Raw genomic sequence first — 20,006 nt, forward strand, 5'->3', positions numbered from 1 at the left:
AGTCCCGTGGGCCGCAGGCGTGTTCGGGGGTACTACTCCGCCGGCTCCAGGCCGGCCCGGATCAGGCCGTAGGTGTACGCGTCCTCAAGTGCCAGCCAGGAGGCGGCGATCACGTTGTCGGCCACGCCGACCGTGGACCAGGTCGCGGTGCCGTCGGTCGACTCGATCAGCACCCGGGTCTTCGATCCGGTGCCGTGCTGGCCCTCCAGGATGCGGACCTTGTAGTCCACCAACTCGAAGCCGGCCAGCGGCGGGTAGATTCCCTCCAGGGCCGTCCGCAGCGCCTGGTCGAGGGCGTTGACCGGGCCGTTGCCCTCGCCGGTGGCGATCCGGCGCTCGCCCTTGGCCCACAGCTTGACCGTCGCCTCGTTGCCCGTGAAGCCCTTCGGGCCCTGCTCGCTGATGGTCCGCCAGGACTCCAGGGTGTAGAAGCGGTCCCGGCTGCCGCGCACCTCGTCGCGCAGCAGCAGCTCGAAGGAGGCGTCCGCGGACTCGTAGGTGTAGCCGAGGTTCTCCTGCTCCTTGACCCGGGCCACCACCCGGCCCGCGAGGTCCCGGTCGGTGGAGAGGTCGTAGCCGAGCTCCCTGCCCTTGAGTTCGACCGAGGCGCGGCCGGCCATGTCGGAGACCAGCATCCGCATGGTGTTGCCGACCAGTTCGGGGTCGGTGTGCTGGTAGAGGTCCGGGTCGACCTTGATCGCGGAGGCGTGCAGGCCCGCCTTGTGCGCGAAGGCCGAGTAGCCGACGTACGGCTGGTGGGTGGACGGCGCGAGGTTGACCAGCTCGGCGATCGCGTGCGAGATCCGGGTCATCTCGGCCAGCCGACCCTCCGGCAACACCCGCCGGTCGTACTTCAGCTCCAGCGCGCCGACCACCGGGAACAGGTTGGCGTTGCCGACCCGCTCGCCGTAGCCGTTCGCCGTGCACTGCACGTGGGTGGCGCCGGCGTCCACCGCGGCCAGGGTGTTGGCCACCGCGCAGCCGGTGTCGTCCTGGGCGTGCATGCCCAGCCGGGCGCCGGTCGCGGCCAGCACGTCCGCGACGGTGTCCCGCACGCCGGCCGGCAGCATCCCGCCGTTGGTGTCGCACAGCACCACGACGTCCGCGCCCGCCCGGTGCGCGGTGCGGACCACCGCGAGGGCGTACTCGCGGTTCGCCCGGTAGCCGTCGAAGAAGTGCTCGCAGTCGATGAACACCCGCCGGCCCTGGGAGCGCAGGAACTCGACGCTGTCCCGGATCATCTCCAGGTTCTCGTCCAGCGTGGTGCGCAGCGCCAGCTCGACGTGCCGGTCGTGCGCCTTGGCGACCAGGGTGACCACCGGGGCGCCGGAGGCGACCAGCGCCGCCAGCTGCGGGTCCTCGGCCGCCTTGCCGCCGGCCCGGCGGGTGGCGCCGAAGGCCACCAGCCGGGCCTGCTTCAGGTCCAGTTCGGCGGCGGCGCGGGCGAAGAACTCGGTGTCCCGCGGATTCGCCCCGGGCCAGCCGCCCTCGATGAAGCCCACCCCGAAGTCGTCCAGGTGCCGGGCGATGGCCAGCTTGTCCGCCACCGTCAGGTTGATGCCCTCGCGCTGCGCGCCGTCGCGCAGGGTGGTGTCGAAGACGTGGAAACTGTCGTCGGTACGGCTGACCTCGGTCATGACCTCTGGTTCTCCGTTTCGGGGAGGTTCGTACTGCTCTGCCGGATTCTTCGTCCCGGCTCCACTGTCCAGCATCCCGCGCGCGGCCCCGGTGTCCCCGAGCCCTTCGTGGGGGCTGTCGGCCGGTCCGGGAAACAAAAAGACCCCTCGCGGGTGCGAGAGGTCTGCGCGCGGGTCTGGACGCTGGTGGTCGCTCCGCATCGGGTCCTGCGGGAGCGGTCACTGCGGACCGGCGCGCCTGCTGCTAATCATCAGCGAAAGCGAGGACACGTCGGCAGTCTGGCACACCCCCCGCGATCCGGCCCGCGCGTCTCGCGATGCGAAACGACGCAGGCCGGAGCGGGTACGGGCGTTCCTCGGATCAGACGATCTTGTGCAGCCAGCCGTGGGTGTCCGGCTGCTCGCCGCCCTGGATGGCGAGCAGGGCCCGGCGCAGCTCCATGGTGACCGGGCCGGGCTCGCCGGTGCCGACCGTCCAGTCGGCGGCCGCGGACTTCACCGAGCCGACCGGCGTGATGACGGCGGCGGTGCCGCAGGCGAACACCTCGGTGAGGGTGCCGTCCGCGTTGCCCTGCTGCCACTCCTCGGTGGAGATCCGGCGCTCCTCGACGGCGTAGCCGAGGTCCGAGGCCAGGCGCAGCAGCGAGTCACGGGTGATGCCGGGCAGCAGCGCGCCGGACAGCTCCGGGGTGACGATCTTGGCGTCCTTGCCCTCGCCGAAGACGAAGTACAGGTTCATGCCGCCCATTTCCTCGACCCACCGGTGCTCGGCGGCGTCGAGCCAGACCACCTGGTCGCAGCCCTTGCCCGCGGCCTCGGCCTGGGCGACCAGCGAGGCGGCGTAGTTACCCGCGCACTTGGCGGCGCCGGTGCCGCCGGGGGCGGCGCGGACGTACTCCTTGGACAGCCACACCGAGACGGGCTTGACGCCGCCCGGGAAGTAGGCGCCGGCCGGCGAGGCGATGATCATGAAGAGGTACGAGTTCGACGGGCGCACGCCCAGGCCGACCTCGGTCGCGAACATGAACGGCCGCAGGTACAGGCTCTGCTCCGGCTCGTTCGGCACCCAGTCCTGCTCCTGGGTGACCAGCAACTCCACGGCCTCGACGAAGGCCTCCACCGGCAGCTCCGGCATCGCCAGGCGGCGGGCCGAGGCCTGGAAGCGCAGGGCGTTGGCCTCCGGGCGGAAGGTGGCGATCGAGCCGTCCTGCTGGCGGTAGGCCTTGAGGCCCTCGAAGATCGCCTGGCCGTAGTGCAGGGTCATGTTCGCCGGGTCCATCTCCACCGGCGCGTACGGGACGAGCTGGGCGTCGTGCCAGCCGCGGCCCTCGGTCCAGCGGATGGTGACCATGTGGTCGGTGAAGACGCGGCCGAAGCCGGGGTTGACCAGCCGGGCCTCGCGCTCCGCGGCGGACAGCGGGTGCGCGGAGGGCTTGAGGTCGAACGTGATGGGCGCCTGGGTGGGCGTGCTCATGACTGCTTCCTTCACCGTGGGGTTGGTTCGGGCCGCCACCGCCACCACCTCGCCCCGGCGGGGAACCCGGAACGGAGGCACGACGACACGGCCCACTGTCGATACTCGCATCCAGAGGGCCGTGCCGAACAGTTGCCCGCTCCTTGGAGCGCTGCAAGCTGCCGTTATACGGTCCGGCCCGGGGGGCCGGAACCTTGTCGGGTCCGGCCCCCTCAGCCGGCTACTCGGACGGCGAGCGCGTCGCCGACCTGGGAGGTGCTGCGGGTGCCCGAACGCTCGGCGAGGTCCGCCGCGACGGCGGCCTCCACCTTCGCGGCCTCGGCGGCGAAGCCGAGGTGGTCCAGCAGCATGGCGACCGACAGCACGGTGGCCGTCGGGTCCGCCTTGCCCTGGCCGGCGATGTCCGGCGCCGAACCGTGCACCGGCTCGAACATGGACGGGAACTCGCCGCTCGGGTTGATGTTGCCGCTCGCGGCCAGGCCGATCCCGCCGGTGACGGCGGCGGCCAGGTCGGTCAGGATGTCGCCGAACAGGTTGTCGGTGACGATGACGTCGAAGCGCTCCGGCTGGGTGACGAAGAAGATCGTCGCCGCGTCGACGTGCAGGTAGTCGGTGGTGACCTCGGGGAACTCCCGGCCGACCTCGGCGAAGATCCGGGTCCACAGGTGCCCGGCGTGCACCAGCACGTTGTTCTTGTGCACCAGGGTCAGCTTCTTGCGCGGCCGCGCCTGGGCCCGCCGGTACGCGTCCCGGATCACGCGCTCGATGCCGAAGGCCGTGTTCAGGCTGACCTCGGTGGCCACCTCCTGCGGCGTCCCGGTGCGCAGCGTGCCGCCGTTGCCGACGTACGGGCCCTCGGTGCCCTCGCGGACGACCACGAAGTCGATCTCCGGCTGCCCGGCCAGCGGCGACGCCACCCCGGGGAACAGCCGGCCCGGCCGCAGGTTGATGTGGTGGTCGAAGGCGAACCGCAGCTTGAGCAGCAGCCCCCGCTCCAGCACCCCGGACGGCACGCTCGGGTCCCCGATGGCACCCAGCAGGATCGCGTCGTGGGACTTCAGCTCCGCCAGCACGTCGTCCGGCAGCGTCTCCCCGGTCCGGTGGTAGCGCCGGGCCCCGAGGTCGTACTCGGTGGTCTCCAGCTTCACATCGGCGGGAAGCACGGCGCCCAGGACCTTCAGCCCCTCGGCCACCACTTCCTGGCCGATGCCGTCACCCGGGACTACTGCGAGACGAATGGTGCGAGACATGCTCGGACCCTACTCCGCCGTCCCAGGTGCTGACACCTGCCGTCCGCCATTCGGACACGTCCGGACGGCACCCCAGCACCGGACGGCATGTCACCCCTTCGGGGGGCGCGGGTGACCAGGGGGGCGCCGGGGGCGCGCTTAGGGTGGCGTGAACTGGGGTTCCTGGCAGAACGGGGCGCGTGCGTGAGGTCCGAGCGGCGGCGGGAGGTGCTGGTCTGCGGGGGTGCGGCCGGGCTGGCGGTAGGCGGGTACGCGCTCGCGGCGGGGCTGACCGGGCGGTGGCCGGCCGGGGCGGGGGAGGTCGCGGTGCCGTTCCACGCGCACCTGTGGGACCTGGTGCACGGGCGGGCCGCCGGGGACGTGCTGTTCAACTGGAACAGCGGCTACGGCGTCCCGTTCCTGGCGGACTTCTTCGCCTACCTGATGAACCCGTTCTCCTGGCTCACCGCGCTGCTCCCCCGCGACCAGGGGCAACTCGCCGTCTTCCTGGTCGTGCTGGCCACCATCGGCCTGGCCACCGCCCTGATGGCCCACCTGCTGGGCCGCGTGCACCCCGGTCCGCGGTGGCTGCGGGCGCTCGCCGCGGTCGGGTACGGGCTGTGCGCCTGGGTGCTGGACGTCGGCGGGGCGGCGCCGATGTGGCTGTGGGGCCTGGTGTCGCTGCCGCTGCTCGGCCTGGCCGGTGACTGGTGCCTGCGCGAACGCCGCTGGGTGGCCGGCTCGCTGTGCGTGACGCTCGCCTGGGCGGGCAACCTGTACACCGCCGCGCTGGCCACTCTGGTGGCCGGACTGCTGTTCGCCGTCCGGCTGTTCGCGACCCCGCGGCCGTTCCGGCACCGGGTCCGGGCGACCGGGCGGGCGGTGACCATGGTGACCACCGGGGTGCTGCTCGCCGCCCCGGTGCTGTTCGTCGCGGTTCGGGCCGCGCGCGGCGCCCAGCCGGAGTCCCCGGTGCAGCCGCTCGGCCCGTCCGGGGTGAGCGCGCACCTGGCCCAGCTGCTGCCGCCGACGCACGGCGGCCGGCCGCTGCCGGACGTGGCGATCGGGGTGCTGGGCCTGCTGCTGGTGTGCGGGCTGCCGTTCAACCGCCGGGTGCGGGTCCCGGAGCGGGCGGTGTGGTGCGCGGCGCTGGTGCTGGTGGTGCTGACCTTCGTCTGGACGCCGACCGTGCTGGTCTGGCACGGCCTGGCGATCCCGGCCGGCGGCCCGTACCGGGTGGCGTTCGTGCTGAGCGGGCTGCTGGTGCTGGCCGGCTGGGTGTCGCTGGCGCACCGGCCGGACCGGCCGACCCTGCTGGGCGGCGCGGGGCTGGTCGCGGTGATCGCCGCGCTGGCGGCGACCCGGCACTCGGTGCCCGCCTCCACCTGGGCGCTGCTCGGCGCCGGCGGCGCGGTGCTGCTGGCCGCGCTCCTCGCGCTGGACCTCCGGCACGCGGACCGCCGGGTGACCGCGGTCGCCACCTGGGTGGTGGGCGGCGCGGTGCTCGGCAACGCCGTCTGGTCGGGGTACGCGGCGATCGGCGCGGCCCCGGCGGGCGGCGCCTCCCCGGCGGCCGTCCGGGCCGGGTCCGCGGCGGTGCGGGGCGCCGACGACTGGCCGAACGGGCGCAGCGACCCGGGCCCGCACGCCTTCACCACCAACGACCCGCTGCTGCTGGACGGCCAGGGCGGCGGCTACTTCAGCGGCTACCTGCCGACCGTCGCCGCCCAGCTGCTGCACGACCTGGGCGCGGGCTGGACGGCCGGCGGGCGGCAGACCGCCAGTGTCACCGACCCGGTGGGGCAGGCGCTGTTCGCCGTCCGCGCGCACCTGGACGACGGCCCGACCCCGCCGGGCTTCGCCCCGGGCCGGGCCGCCGCGCCGCCGCTGGTGACCGTGCTGGCGCCGGGGGCGCGGCCGGACACCTCCTCGGTGTGGTCGCGGCAGGAGTCGCTGCTCGGCAGCCAGGTGTACGACGCGCCGCTGCCCGTCCCGGCCGGCGGGCCGGCCCCGACCCTGCACGGCACCAGCGGCTGGTCGGTGCCGGGCGGCGGCGAGGCGACGGTGTTCACCGCGACCTGCACGCCGGGTGGGACGGCGTACTTCCACGGGGTCTGGTACCGGGGCGAGGTGAGCGGGCTGGGCACCGTCTTCCGCAGCGCGGGCGAGCAGCCCACCACGGCCGTGGCGATCCACCGGCTGGGGCCGGTCCCGGCGGACGGGGTGGTCCGGGTGGCGCTCCGCTCGGACGTGGTGAGCCAGGTGCCCGCCCGCCCGATCGGCTGCCTGCGGGCGGGCGCGCTGGAGGCCGCCGTGGCCCGGCTGTCGGCCGCCGGCGCGACCCGGGTCGAGGCCGGCGGGCACACCCTGGCCGCGACGCTGCCGACGGGCTCCACCGGCACCGCGCTGCTGTCCGTCCCGGCGACGGAGGGCTGGACCTGCGCGGTGGACGGCGGCGCGCCCGCGGTGCCCGGCCGGGTGCTCGGCATGATCGGCGTCCCGCTGGGCGCCGGCGCCTCCCGCGTCTCCTGCGTCTTCCGCCCGCCCGGCCTCACCGAGGGCCTGACCGTCGCCTCCGGCACGGCGGCGGCGCTGGCCCTGGTCGCGGTCTTCGACCGCCTCTCCCGCCGCCGCCCGGCCCACGTGCCCCGCCGCGAACGCCGCCGCGCGGCCGCGGCCCCCGAAGGCACCTGACCCGCGGGCGGCCCGCCGGTCGCACCGGCGGGCCGCCCGTTCCCACGGGGGCCTTTCGCGGCCGTCAGGGCAGCGCGACCACCTCCGCCCGCCGCTCGGCCGGGTTGAAGTGGTGGAGCAGCAGCAGCCGGGAGCGGTCGCCGGGCGCCCGGTGGACGTCCAGGACGGTGCCGGCCTGGGCGGGCTCGGCGACGGCGGTGGGGCCGCCGAGGCCGGCCCGGACGGTGAGGGCCGGGTGCAGGACGTCCACCGGCACGTCCGGCCGGGTGCCGCGCAGCCCGATCGAGGAGTAGGCCTCGGCCGGGTCGGGCGTGCCGGGGGCGGCCACCCCGGTCCACACGCCGTAGCGGACGGTGCCGTGGTCGGGCCGGACGCCGGGCAGGGCGCTCAGCCGGACGGGCAGCACGAGGACGTCGCTGTCCAGCAGCCCGGTGTCGACGTCGCCCCAGCGGGCGTTGAGCGGCTGGACGTCGAGTTCCTCGCCGGTGCGGGCGTCGAGGGCGCGGGAGACCAGGACGTCGCTGCCGCGCAGCCGGTCGGCCTTGAGGACGACGTCGGTGACGCCGTCGCCGTCGGTGTCCAGCGAGACCCGCACGGCGTAGAGCCCGACCGGGGTGGCGGCGGGGGCCCACAGCCGGACGCCCACGTACAGCTGGTCGGCGGAGGCGGCGGCGCCCACCGCCCGCAGGTCGGCGGCGCGGTCGGCGGCGTGCTCGACGCAGACGTCCTGCGGCTGGTCGGGGCCTTCGGCCGCGTTCTCGGGCCGGATGCCGGCGCCGGGGCCGACCGCGGCGCCGCCGTTCGGCGGGCAGTCGGGCCAGCGGGCGCCTTCGCCGCCGAGGGCGAACGCGCTGACCAGGCCGGGCTTGTCGCCGGGCTCGGAACTGCCGGCGAGCGCGACGAGCGTGCCGTCCCGGGGGGTGCGGGTGGTGGCGGCGACGCCGAGGTCGGTGGCCGGGCGGGGCGCGGCGAACACCGGGACGCGCAGTTGCGGCAGCGTGGTGTCGGTGACTGGGCTCAGCAGGACCTGCCCGGACAGTTCGGCCCGGTAGCTGCGGGCCCTGCCGCCCTGCACGGGGTCGATGGTCGGGTCGGGGGCGCGGCCCAGCTCGCCGGGGACGGACAGCGTGACCCGCACCCGGGCCGATCCGCCGGCCGGTACCTCGACCTGCTCGGGGCTCACCCGGTAGGCGGCGCCGGGGAGTTCGGTGGCGGCCGCGTACCCGGTGCGGTACGTCAGCGGCACGGCGGCGTGGTTGCACAGCTCGATCTCGCGGCCGAGCTCGACCGGCCCGCCGACCTCGACCGGCCCGAAGGAGACGCCGACCGCGCCCTCGACGGCCCCCTCCCCCGCCGCGTAGGCGACGGCGGGCGTGCGGACGGCCCGGTCGACCTGGGCCCGCCCGGCCCCGGCGCGCTCCGGCCCGTAGACCGGCCCGCCGTGGTCGTCGCCGAGGTGGGTGTCGGCGGCGGTGTTCATCAGCGCGGCCTTGACCTGTTCGACCGGCCAGTCCGGGTGGGCGGCCCGGACCAGCGCGGCGAGGCCGGTGACGTGCGGGGTGGCCATCGAGGTGCCGTTCTCGCGCTGGCCGCCGGTGCCGCTGCCGACCAGGGCGGACCAGATGGTCTCGCCGGGCGCGGCGAGGTCGGGCTTGACCACGCCGGGCACCCCGATGCCGCGCGAGGTGAAGTCGGTGAGGGTGTCGGCCCGGCCGGGCTGGAGCTGGGAGACCGAGCCGTGCAGGGGGTTGCCGGGGGTGGCGAGCCGGACCCGCACGGGCCCGGCGGCCGCGGCCTGCCGGAGCCGTTCGCCGTCCGCGCGGGCGAGCAGGACGGCCGGGACGCGGTCGTCGCCGGCGATCTCGGCGAGGTGGTCGGAGTCGGCGGCGTAGAGGGCGCCGATCGCCCCGGCGTCGGCGGCGTGGTCGGCGCGCGGGCCGGAGTTGCAGGCCCGGTCGGGGTCGCGGGTGTTCCAGGCGAGGACCGCGATCCTCCCGGCGAGCCGCTGCCGGTCGGCGTCGCTGAAGGGCGCGCAGCCGTCCGACTGGTCGGCGGGCAGGGCGAGTTCGCCGCTCACCTCGGCGGTGGACCAGCCCTGGTAGCGCTCGCTCCAGTGGCCGGGGACGACGCCGGCGAGCGAGTCGGGGGCGAGCACGGTGATGCCGTCGACGTCGGCGTGCCCGTGCACGGAGGCGGCGACGGCGACGGCCCGGGCGGCGGTGCCGGGACTGCCGCCGATGCCGTACACGTCGCCCTCGTTCCCGGCGGCCGCGACGACCACGGTGCCGAGCGCGGCGAGCCGGTCGACGGCCAGGGCGTCGGCGTCGTCGGGGCTGCCGAAGCGGCTGCCGAGCGAGAGGTTCACGACGTCGAGGCGGTCGCCGAGGTCGCCGTCGCCGTTGGGGTCGGCGGCCAGGTCGAGGGCCTGGGCGAGCCGGTCGGTGGAGCCGTCGCAGCCGAACACCCGGATCGCGTACAGCCGGGCGCCGGGGGCGGCGCCGGGGCCGACCCGGAACGCGGCCGGATCGAGCCCGGGCCGGTAGGGGCCGCCGTACGGGTGGCCGTCCGCGGTGACGCCGAGGCCGGCGGCCGTCCCGGCGACGTGGGTGCCGTGCCCGTTGCGGGCGCAGTCGATCGGGTTGTCGCTGGGGTGCGGGACGGGCTGGTGGTGCGGGGAGGACGGGTCGGGGTCGTAGTCGTCGCCGACCAGGTCCTTGCCGCCGATCACCTTGGCGGTGGGGAACAGGGCGGCGGGCGCGGGCTTGCCGCGCTCGACGGAGCGGAAGGCCTCCTCGGTGCCGGGGCCGCCGAAGTCGGCGTGGGTGTAGTCGATGCCGCTGTCGATGATGCCGATCCGCACGCCCTGGCCGGTGTTGCCCTCGGCTCCCTCCCAGACCCGGGGGGCGCCGGTGAGCGGCACGGAGTAGGCGTTGTCCCGCCGCTTGTTCACGATCGGGTGGACGGCCCGGACGCCGGGCAGCGCCCGCAGCGCGGCCAGCCGGTCGGCGGGGGCGTCGACGGCGAGGCCGGTGAGCAGGGTGCGGGTGCGGTAGAGCTCCCGGGCGGCGGGCGCGGCGCGGTGGACGGCGGCGGCGAGCCGCTCCAGCGCGTCCCCGGCCCGGGCCCGCTGGGCGGCGCCGGCCTCGGCGGCCTCCCGGCGGACGGCGTCCGGGGAGCGCCGGGCCCGCTGGGCGCCGTCCGCGGCGCGCCGCCAGGCGGGGCCGGCGGCCTCGGTGCCGAGTTCGAGCAGGACGGACGCGGTGCGGCCGGAGCCGACCCCCGGTGGGCCCGCGCTCGGCGGGCCACCGGCGGCCGGGCCGGCGGTGAGTACGGTGGCCCCGGCCAGCAGGGCCAGGGTGAGTCCGATCCGGACGAGCGGACGGCGGACGGGTGGCAGGAGCACTGGGCCCTCTCCCCCGGCAGGGGGACTGATCCGCACACCGTGGTCGCTGACGCCCGCCCGCGCGGACGCCGATCACCCTTCCGGGGGCCCCAAATTAGGATGATCGCGCCGGGCGGGGCGAGCAACTTCCCTCGGACGGCGCGGAGTTGCACTCTACGGAGTGATCCTCCGGCCGCCCGGTCGGCCCAGTCGTCCGATGAACGCCAGCAGTGAACGACCGGCCCTGACCGGCGCTCAGCGGTGGCCGGTCGCCCCTCCGTTGTCCCGGCGGTCGAGCGAGCGCTGCAGCGCGGCGGCGGCGAAGGGGTTGCGCTCGGCGGCCCGGCGGCGGCGCGGGGCGCGGACGGCGGCGGCGGGGGCGGAGGTGACGTGGCGGTCGGCGGTGGTGGGCATACCGGGCTCCTTGGAAGCGGCGCTGGGCAACAGCGCGATGAGGGGAGGTGGGTACGCGCGGAGCAGGGATCGCCTGCCCGTGGGGGCGCACGCGCACACGGGCCGCGCGCCCTGGCTACAGGGGCGGCACACCGTATGGCCCTTCCACGGTACGACCCCGCCCCGGCCGTGTCTGCACGAATACTTGGATTTCCTAGTATCTGAGACGGGGGTCACCCGGGAGAACGCAGCAGGGCCCGTACCGCCGGTCGAACGGCGGTACGGGCCCTGCTGGGGGAAGAACCTCAGCCCAGGTCGACCGAGCGCGCGAAGTGGGCGCCGATCTCGGCGGCGATCACCGACAGCACCTCCTGCGGGATCTCGCTGTCCACCGTGATGGAGGCGAGCGCGCTGCCGCCGTCACGGGCGACCTGCATGCCGGCGATGTTGATGCCCGCGTCGCCGAGGTGCTTGCCGAGCACGCCGACCACGCCGGGGCGGTCCTCGTACTTGAAGAAGGCCATGTGGTCGGTGAGCGCGACGTCCACGTCGAAGGCGTCCACGCCGACGATCTTCTGGGTCTGCTTCGGGCCGGCCAGCGTGCCGGAGATGGCGATCTCCTCGCCGTTCGCCAGGGTGCCGCGCACGGTGATCACGTTGCGGTGCTCGGGGCTCTCGCTGGAGGTGGTGAGGCGGACCTCGACGCCGCGCTCCTGCGCGAACAGCGGGGCGTTGACGTAGGACACCGTCTCCGCCACCACGTCCTCGAACACGCCCTTCAGCGCGGACAGTTCGAGCACCTTCACGTCGTGCTGGGTGATCTCGCCGCGCACCTCGACGTCGAGGCGGACGGCCACCTCGCCGGCCAGCGCGGTGAAGATCCGGCCGAGCTTCTCGGCCAGCGGCAGGCCGGGGCGCACGTCCTCGGCGATCACGCCGCCCTGGACGTTGACGGCGTCCGGCACCAGCTCGCCGGCCAGCGCGAGGCGCACCGACCTGGCGACGGCGATGCCGGCCTTCTCCTGCGCCTCGTCGGTGGAGGCGCCCAGGTGCGGGGTGGCGACCACGTTGTCGAAGGCGAACAGCGGGGAGTCGGTGCACGGCTCCTTGGCGTACACGTCCAGGCCGGCGCCGGCCACCCGGCCGTCGCGCAGGGCGGCGGCGAGCGCCTCCTCGTCCACGATGCCGCCGCGCGCGGCGTTGACGATCCGCACGCTCGGCTTGACCTTGTGCAGCGCCTCGTCGCCGATCAGGCCGATCGTCTCGGGGGTCTTGGGGAGGTGGACGGTGATGAAGTCCGAGACCTCCAGCAGCTCCTCCAGCGAGACCAGCTTGACGCCCATCTGCGCGGCCCGGGCGGCCTGGATGTAGGGGTCGTACGCGACGATCTTCATGCCGAACGCGGACATCCGCTGGGCGACCAGGACACCGATCCGGCCGAGGCCGACGACGCCGAGGACCTTCTCGCTCAGCTCGACGCCGGTGTACTTGTTGCGCTTCCACTCGCCCTGCTTGAGCGCGGCGTTGGCCGGCGCGATGTTGCGGGCGACGGAGATCAGCAGGCCGCAGGCGAGTTCGGCGGCGGTGACGATGTTGGAGGTCGGCGCGTTGACGACCATCACGCCGGCCTTGGTGGCGGCGGCCACGTCCACGTTGTCCAGGCCGACGCCCGCGCGGGCGACCACCTTGAGCTTGCGGGCGGCGGCCAGCGCCTCCGCGTCGACCTTGGTGGCGGAGCGGATCAGGATCGCGTCGACGTCGGCGATCGCGGTCAGCAGCTCGGTGCGGTCGGCGCCGTTGCAGTGCCGGATCTCGAAGTCGGGGCCGAGGGCGTCGACGGTGGCGGGCGACAGCTCTTCGGCGATCAGAACTACGCCAGATTTCACAGTGTTAGCAGTGCTCACGACAGTGTTGTCCTTAACTGTCCGGTTCCCCGGCGCACGTAGGTGGCGTGGATAGGGCGGGGAAGGTGGCATGCCGCGTAGGTAGACGCACGACGCTGTGGGCCTGACGCGCACTCGGAGTGTATCGACGGGCTGGGTAGCAGGCTGCTCCCGTCCGGCGAAATCACCCGGACGAGAGCAGCCTACTTGTACAACGCAGTTACATAATCGGGGCCCGGGAGGGCTCAGGCCTTCTCGTCGACCCAGCTCATCAGCGCGCGCAGCTTCTTGCCGGTGGTCTCCAGCAGGTGGTCCTCGTCGGCCTTCTTGTACTCGTTGTACTTGGGCAGACCCGCCTTGTACTCGGCGATCCAGGTCTTGGCGAAGGTGCCGTCCTGGATCTCGGCGAGGACCTTCTTCATCTCCGCCTTGGTGGCGTCGGTGATGATCCGCGGGCCGGTGACGTAGTCGCCCCACTCGGCGGTCTCGGAGACCGACCAGCGCATCTTCTCCAGGCCGCCCTCGTACATCAGGTCGACGATGAGCTTCAGCTCGTGCAGGCACTCGAAGTAGGCGATCTCCGGCTGGTAGCCGGCCTCGACCAGGGTCTCGAACCCGGCCTTCACCAGGGCGGCGGTGCCGCCGCAGAGGACGGCCTGCTCGCCGAACAGGTCGGTCTCGGTCTCCTCGGTGAAGGTGGTCTTGATGACGCCGGCCTTGGTGGCGCCCAGGCCCTTGGCGTAGGACAGCGCCAGCGCGAAGGCGTTGCCGGTGGCGTCCTGCTCGACGGCGACGATCGCCGGGACGCCGCGGCCCTCGGTGTACTGGCGGCGGACCAGGTGGCCCGGGCCCTTCGGGGCGACCATGCAGACGTCGACGTCCGCCGGGGGCTTGATGAAGCCGAAGCGGATGTTCAGGCCGTGGCCGAAGAACAGCGCGTCGCCGGCCTTCAGGTGCGGGGCGATGTCCGCCTCGTAGACGTCGGCCTGGATCGGGTCCGGGACCAGGATCATGATGAGGTCGGCCTCGGCCGCGGCCTCGGCCGGGGTGACCACGCGCAGGCCGGCCTCCTCGGCCGCGGCGCGGGACTTGGAGTCCGGCTTCAGGCCGACCCGGACGTCGGCGCCGGAGTCGCGCAGGGACAGCGCGTGGGCGTGGCCCTGGCTGCCGTAGCCGATGACCGCGACCTTGCGGCCCTGGATGATGGACAGGTCGGCGTCGTCTTCGTAGAACAGCTCGGCCACGGGGGCACATCTCCTTGCGTGATGGTTGCCGGGGGTTCCTACCGTAGGGGGACCCGGCGAGGGGTGGGTCGTTGCTTCAGAAGGTGAGACAGCGCGGGTGGTTAAGCGCTGCGGTCGAGGGCGCGCAGCGACCGGTCCGTGATGGAACGGGCGCCGCGGCCGATGGCGACCAGGCCGGACTGGACCAACTCCTTGATGCCGTAAGGCTCCAGCATCCGGAGCATGGCCTCCAGCTTGTCCGAGCTGCCTGTGGCCTCGATGGTCACCGCATCGGGCGACACGTCGACGGTCTTGGCCCGGAACAGCTGGACGATCTCGACGATCTGCGACCGCGTCTCGTTGTCGGCGCGGACCTTCACCAGGACCAGTTCCCGCTGGATCGCAGCGGACTGGTCGAGTTCGACGATCTTTATCACGTTCACGAGCTTGTTGAGCTGCTTGGTGACCTGTTCCAGCGGGAGGTCCTCGACGTTGACCACGATCGTCATCCGGGACACGTCCGGATGCTCGGTCGGGCCGACGGCGAGGGAGTCGATGTTGAAGCCCCGACGGGAGAACAGCGCGGCAATGCGGGCGAGCACGCCGGGCTTGTTCTCGACCAGGACGGAGAGGGTGTGCTTGGACATGTCTCGTTCCTCAGTCGTTCTGGAGTAGGAGGGGCGGTCAGTCGAGGTCGTCGCCGAAGTCGGGCCGGACGCCCTTGGCGAACTGGATCTCGTCGTTGCTGGTGCCGGCCGCGACCATCGGCCAGACCATGGCGTCCTGGTGGACGATGAAGTCGATGACGACCGGGCGGTCGTCGATCGCCATCGCCTGCTCGATGACGGCGTCCAGGTCCTCGGGGCGCTCGCAGCGCAGGCCGACGCAGCCCATCGCCTCGGACAGCTTGACGAAGTCCGGGATGCGGGTGCCCTGGGCCGGCGGCTCGATGCCGTCGTGGTCGGGGCCGGAGTGCAGCACGGTGTTGGAGTAGCGCTGGTTGTAGAACAGCGTCTGCCACTGGCGGACCATGCCGAGGGAGCCGTTGTTGATGACGGCGACCTTGATCGGAATGCCGTTGAGGGCGCAGGTGACGAGTTCCTGGTTGGTCATCTGGAAGCAGCCGTCGCCGTCGATGGCCCACACCGGGGTCTCCGGGCGGCCGGCCTTGGCGCCCATGGCGGCGGGGACGGCGTAGCCCATGGTGCCGGCGCCGCCGGAGTTGAGCCAGGTGCCGGGCTTCTCGAAGCGGATGAACTGCGAGCTCCACATCTGGTGCTGGCCGACGCCGGCGGCGTAGATGGCGTCGGGGCCGACCTTCTGGCCGATGCGCTCGATGACCTGCTGGGGGGAGAGCCGGCCGGCGGGGGCGGGTTCGTGGCCCAGCGGGTAGGTCCGCTTCCACTGGTCGAGCTTGTCCCACCAGTCGGCGTAGTCGCCCTTGTGGCCGGCGTCGAACTCGGCCTGGACGGCGACGATCAGGTCGGCGAGGACCTCGCGGGCGTCGCCGACGATCGGGACGTCGGCGGGGCGGTTCTTGCCGATCTCGGCGGGGTCGATGTCGGCGTGGACGACCTTGGCGTGCGGGGCGAAGCTGTCGAGCCGGCCGGTGACGCGGTCGTCGAAGCGGGCGCCGAGGGTGAACAGCAGGTCCGACTTCTGCAGCGCGGTGACGGCCGGGACCGAGCCGTGCATGCCGGGCATGCCCAGGTGCTGCGGGTGACTGTCCGGGAAGGCGCCCAGCGCCATCAGCGTGGTGACCACCGGCGCGCCGGTCAGCTCGGCCAGGATCCGCAGCTCGGCGGTGGCCCGCGCCTTGATCACGCCGCCGCCGACGTAGAGCACCGGGCGCTTGGCGGAGACCAGCATCTTCGCGGCCTCGCGGATCTGCTTGGCGTGCGGCTTGGTCACCGGACGGTAGCCGGGCAGCTGCGGCTCGACCGGCCAGCGGAAGGTGGTGGTGGCCTGCAGGGCGTCCTTGGCGATGTCGACCAGGACGGGCCCGGGGCGGCCGGTGGCGGCGATGTGGAAGGCCTCGGCGATCACCCGGGGGATCTCGGCCGGGTCGGTGACCAGGTAGTTGTGCTTGGTGATCGGCATCGTGATGCCGCAGATGTCCGCCTCCTGGAAGGCGTCGGTGCCGATCGCCTTGGAGGAGACCTGGCCGGTGATGGCCACGATCGGCACGGAGTCCATGTACGCGTCGGCGATCGGGGTGACCAGGTTGGTCGCGCCGGGGCCGGACGTGGCCATGCAGACCCCGACCCGGCCGGTGGCCTGGGCGTAGCCGGTGGCGGCGTGGCCGGCGCCCTGCTCGTGCCGGACCAGGATGTGGCGGACCTTGGCGGAGTCCATCAGCGGGTCGTACGCGGGAAGGATGGCCCCGCCCGGGATGCCGAAGACGGTGTCCGCGCCCACGGCCTCCAGCGAGCGGATGAGCGACTGGGCGCCGGTCATGGTCTCGACGACGTGCTGGGGAGCGGGAGCGTGGGCGGCCGGGGCGTCCCCGCGGCGGGGGGATGCGGCGTGCTCAGTCATCTGCCTGTCTCTTCTCGGGTTCTGCCGACCCGGTGCTACGGGCCCCGGTGGTGCGAGGGGTGGGGTCCCGGTCCGGGCCGATCGCCGGCTCTGCCTCGATCCTCCTCCCGAAGCGGCCGAATCTCACGAATCGGGCCGAATCGGGCGGTCGAGGCGGGGGTCTTGCGGGGATCGAACAGCGTCGGTGCAACAAAAAACCCCTCGTGCCCAAGGGCATGCGAGGGGTGGCGCGTCGGTCTGTCACGAGCGGGGCGTGGAAGCCCGCTCAGCCGACGCGCCCGCCAAGTACGAGAATTCGGGTGCGCATGGCAACGACCTTCCTCCGGTCCGGGGTCGCATGTCAAGCAGGTGGGATGACCGTCTCGCCATTCGGACCGGCTGCCGGACCGCCGGCGGCCCGGTGTTCGGGCAGGTCGGAGGGCTCCTGGCGGCCTGCGCCACGCCCCGGCGCGGCCTCCGGACGGCCACTCGTCCGGGTGTCCGGGGCGGCCGGCACGCGGCGGGCGGGCGGCGCGCCGGGCTGCCGGGGCACCGGGTAGCCGCGGCGGGCCAGGGCGCGGCGCAGCCGGGGCTCGTCCAGCGGCGGGGCGAACACCGAGCCCTGCGCCTGCCGGCAGCCCAGCTCCTGCAGGACGGCGAGCTGCCGGGGCAGGTCCACGCCCTCGGCGGCGGTGGTCATGCCGAGGTCGCGGCCGAGCCGCAGGGCGTGCCCGGCCAGGGTGCGGCCGACCGCGGACCCGCCGAGGTCCTGGACCAGGGTGCGGTCCAGCTTGAGCCCGTCGAAGGGCAGCCGGGCGAGCGCCCCGAGCGAGCCGCCGCCGGCGCCGTAGCCGGCCAGCCAGGTGGAGACGCCGAGCCGGCGCAGCGCGGCGAGCCGGCGGCCGAGCTCGTCGGCGGTCGCGTCCGGGCCCATCCGGGCCACCTCGATCACCAGTTCGTCGGCCGGCAGCCGGGTGTCGCGCAGCGCGGCGGCGACCGTCTCGTACACGCCGGGCGTGCACAGCCGCTCGGCGGAGAGCCGGACGGCCACCGGGACGGCCGAGGGCGCGCCGCGGCCCCGGCCGGGCAGGCCGCGCCGGCCGGCGGCCGCGGCGACGGCCTCCTGGATCAGCCAGCGGGCGAAGCGGGTGGCGGCGTCGCCGTGCTCGGCCGAGCGCAGGAACTCGGCGGGGGTGAGCAGCAGGCCGCCCGCCGAGCGCCAGCGGGCCTGTGCCTCGACGCCGGCGACCGAGCCGGTGGCGAGGTCCACCACGGGCTGGTGGAGCAGCGTGAAGCCGCCCTCCCGGACGGCCACCCGCAGCCGCTCGTCCAGCTCGCTGCGGCGCTCCAGGTCGGCGCGCATGGCCGGGGTGTAGAGCACCACCCGGCCCTTGCCCTCGGACTTGGCCCGGTACATCGCGAGGTCGGCGTTGCGCATCAGCTCGTCGGCGGCGGCCCGCGGGTCGGCGGCCGGGCCGCGCTCGGGGGTGCCGAAGGCGATGCCGATGCTGGCGGCGACGCCGAGTTCGGCGCCGCCGATCCAGTACGGCTCGGAGAGCGCGACCCGCAGCCGTTCGGCGAGCTCCTGGACCTGGAGGCGGCCGAGCGGGCCGCAGACCAGCGCGGCGAACTCGTCGCCGCCGAACCGGGCGACGGTGTCCCCGCTGCGGACGGCGCCCTGCAGCCGGCGGGCGGCCCGGACGAGCAGTTCGTCGCCGACCTGGTGGCCGGCGCTGTCGTTGACGGCCTTGAAGCCGTCCAGGTCGAGGAAGAGCACCGCGACGCCGGCCCCCGCCTCGTTCTGCTGTCCGCGTGCGCCGAGGGCGCCGCGCAGCCGCTGGGTGAACAGCGCCCGGTTGGGCAGGTCGGTGAGCGGGTCGTGGAAGGCGTTGTGCTGCAACTGGGCCTGCAGCATGACGCGTTCGGTGACGTCCCGGCTGTTGAGCAGCAGGCCGTCGCGGTGCCGGCTGACGGTGGACTCGACGTGCAGCCACTCGCCGCCGCCGGAGCCGATCCGGCACTCCACCCGGGCCGAGGACTCCGCGGTGCCGGGGCTGCGGTGCGCGGTGAGCCGGACCCGGGCGAGGTAGCGGCGGACCTCGGAGAGCACCCGGTCCAGGTCCTCGGGGTGGACGAGGTCGAGCAGGTTGCCGCCGACCAGCTCCTCCGGGTCCCGCCCGTAGACGCCGAGCGCGGCCGGGGACACGTACGAGAGCACGCCGTTCGCGCCGGCGATCATGATGACGTCGCTGGAGCCCTGCACCAGGGAGCGGAAGTGCGCCTCCTTGTGGGCGAGTTCCTGCGCGAGCGACAGGTTGTCGAGCAGCATCACCCCCTGCCGCAGGATCAGCGCCAGGCCGACGGTGCACGCGGCGGCGGCCACCACGCGGTCCAACTCCCGCCCGCCGAGGGCGTTGTAGAGGATCCCGGCGGTGCACACCGCGGCCGCCGCGTACGGCGTGAGCGCGCTGAAGGTGGTGGCGACCCGGCGGCGCGGGAGGCCGCCGGCCGAGGGGTGCTCGCGCAGCGGGCGGCGCCAGCGCGGGGACCACGGCGCCCAGGCGAGCAGCAGGCTGCCGGAGAACCAGCCGGCGTCCAGCAGTTCGCCGGAGTGGTAGCTGTTGTGCAGCGTCGGGGAGGTCCACAGCGCGTCGCACAGGACGGTGACGGCGAGCGCGACCATCGCGGTGTGCACGGCCGCCCGGTTGCCGTCGCGGCCGCCGAAGCGCAGGCCGACCACCAGGCTGACCAGCAGGATGTCCAGCACCGGGTAGGCCAGGTTGAGCGCGATGTGCAGCGGGGAGCCGTTCTCGCCGGCCGCGATCCGGCCGAGGGCCAGGCTCCAGCTGAGGGTGAACAGCGAGCCGGCGATCAGCCAGCCGTCGAGCAGCAGGCAGAGCCAGCCGGCGGCCGAGCGGGGGTGCTGGGCGAGCACCAGGACGCCGGTGATCGCGAGCGGGGCGAACAGCAGGAAGGCGTACTCGGCGAGCGAGTCCTGCGGCAGCGGTCTGCGCACGACCAGCTCGTACCAGCCCCAGGTGCCGTTGCCGAAGGCGACCATGAGCGAGGAGAGGCCGAACAGCAGCCAGGCCGGGCGGGCGTGCCCGCCGACCGTGCAGCCGTACACCAGGCAGGACAGCGCGGCCGCGAGGGCCGCCGCGGCCAGCCCGAAGTCGCCCATGAAGATGGAGAGTTGGGGCGAGCCCCAGTCGGCGGCGGCGCCCAGCGCGTAGGCTCCGCAGAGGCCGCCGAGGACGAGGCCGGGCAGCGCGCGGCTGTGCCGGAACCGGCGCAGCACCCCCGGGCGGACGGGCGGCGGGGCGGCGGCCGGGCCGGGCGCGGACGCGTCGACGGGCGCGGACCCCTCGATGGTCGGCGGGCCCGGGCGTCCGGCTCCGGGCAGCACCGTATCGGTGGAGCTCACTGGACCTCTCCCCCTCCGACCCGGGGCCCGGCGCCCCGGTCGCGGACCACCGGCCGCGCACCTCTCGGCCGTACGCGGCGACCCGGCGCCCCGTCAGGACGGCGGCCCAGGGGGCGGGCGGCCGGTCGGCCACCGCACCGCACCGATGCT

11 protein-coding genes are annotated in these 20,006 nt (G+C 74.4%); 1 reads left to right on the top strand and 10 read right to left on the bottom strand.

The features are described from left to right. Nucleotides 1–32 precede the first annotated feature (32 nt). The 3 genes from cimA to AB2U05_RS10865 form a co-directional block, all read right to left on the bottom strand. A complete protein-coding gene (gene cimA, locus AB2U05_RS10855) occupies nucleotides 33–1,637 on the bottom strand; it encodes a citramalate synthase (RefSeq protein WP_045704806.1) in 1,605 nt (534 codons plus the stop codon). 361 nt (nucleotides 1,638–1,998) lie between these two features. Beyond that, entirely contained in the window at nucleotides 1,999–3,111 is a 1,113-nt protein-coding gene (locus AB2U05_RS10860; RefSeq protein ID WP_045704808.1) for a branched-chain amino acid aminotransferase, read from the bottom strand. A gap of 212 nt (nucleotides 3,112–3,323) precedes the next feature. Next, nucleotides 3,324–4,361 (bottom strand): 3-isopropylmalate dehydrogenase, encoded by a 1,038-nt coding sequence (locus AB2U05_RS10865; RefSeq protein WP_369183105.1) that lies wholly within the window; start codon nucleotides 4,359–4,361, stop codon nucleotides 3,324–3,326. A 183-nt stretch (nucleotides 4,362–4,544) separates the two neighbouring features. On the opposite strand from AB2U05_RS10865, the gene AB2U05_RS10870 reads away from it, so the two are divergent. Then, nucleotides 4,545–7,034, top strand: coding sequence for a YfhO family protein (locus AB2U05_RS10870; protein ID WP_369183106.1), 2,490 nt, complete (start codon nucleotides 4,545–4,547; stop codon nucleotides 7,032–7,034). 64 nt (nucleotides 7,035–7,098) lie between these two features. Here the strand turns inward: AB2U05_RS10870 and AB2U05_RS10875 are convergent, their stop codons facing one another. From AB2U05_RS10875 to AB2U05_RS10905, 7 genes are all read right to left on the bottom strand, one after another. After that, the gene (locus AB2U05_RS10875; protein ID WP_369183107.1) at nucleotides 7,099–10,437 is read right to left on the bottom strand and encodes a S8 family serine peptidase; all 3,339 of its coding nucleotides are present in this window, start codon (nucleotides 10,435–10,437) and stop codon (nucleotides 7,099–7,101) included. Between the two features lie 234 nt (nucleotides 10,438–10,671). Next, nucleotides 10,672–10,830 (bottom strand): hypothetical protein, encoded by a 159-nt coding sequence (locus AB2U05_RS10880; protein WP_167352989.1) that lies wholly within the window; start codon nucleotides 10,828–10,830, stop codon nucleotides 10,672–10,674. A gap of 284 nt (nucleotides 10,831–11,114) precedes the next feature. Next, the gene (gene serA, locus AB2U05_RS10885; RefSeq protein WP_045704816.1) at nucleotides 11,115–12,695 is read right to left on the bottom strand and encodes a phosphoglycerate dehydrogenase; all 1,581 of its coding nucleotides are present in this window, start codon (nucleotides 12,693–12,695) and stop codon (nucleotides 11,115–11,117) included. A gap of 242 nt (nucleotides 12,696–12,937) precedes the next feature. Beyond that, nucleotides 12,938–13,936: a ketol-acid reductoisomerase gene (ilvC, locus tag AB2U05_RS10890; protein ID WP_045704818.1), complete on the bottom strand. Its 999-nt coding sequence runs from the start codon at nucleotides 13,934–13,936 to the stop codon at nucleotides 12,938–12,940. Nucleotides 13,937–14,037: 101 nt separating this feature from the next. After that, complete coding sequence (gene ilvN, locus AB2U05_RS10895) at nucleotides 14,038–14,562, bottom strand: acetolactate synthase small subunit (protein ID WP_030302941.1); 525 nt, start codon at nucleotides 14,560–14,562, stop codon at nucleotides 14,038–14,040. A gap of 37 nt (nucleotides 14,563–14,599) precedes the next feature. After that, on the bottom strand, nucleotides 14,600–16,453 hold the full coding sequence (locus tag AB2U05_RS10900) for an acetolactate synthase large subunit (protein WP_369183108.1): 1,854 nt from the start codon (nucleotides 16,451–16,453) through the stop codon (nucleotides 14,600–14,602). Between the two features lie 340 nt (nucleotides 16,454–16,793). Next, nucleotides 16,794–19,856 (bottom strand): EAL domain-containing protein, encoded by a 3,063-nt coding sequence (locus AB2U05_RS10905; protein ID WP_369183109.1) that lies wholly within the window; start codon nucleotides 19,854–19,856, stop codon nucleotides 16,794–16,796. Between the last annotated feature and the right edge of the window lie 150 nt (nucleotides 19,857–20,006).

The sequence above is a fragment of the Streptomyces sp. Y1 genome, from assembly GCF_041053115.1.
Lineage (GTDB): Bacteria > Actinomycetota > Actinomycetes > Streptomycetales > Streptomycetaceae > Kitasatospora > Kitasatospora rubellomurina.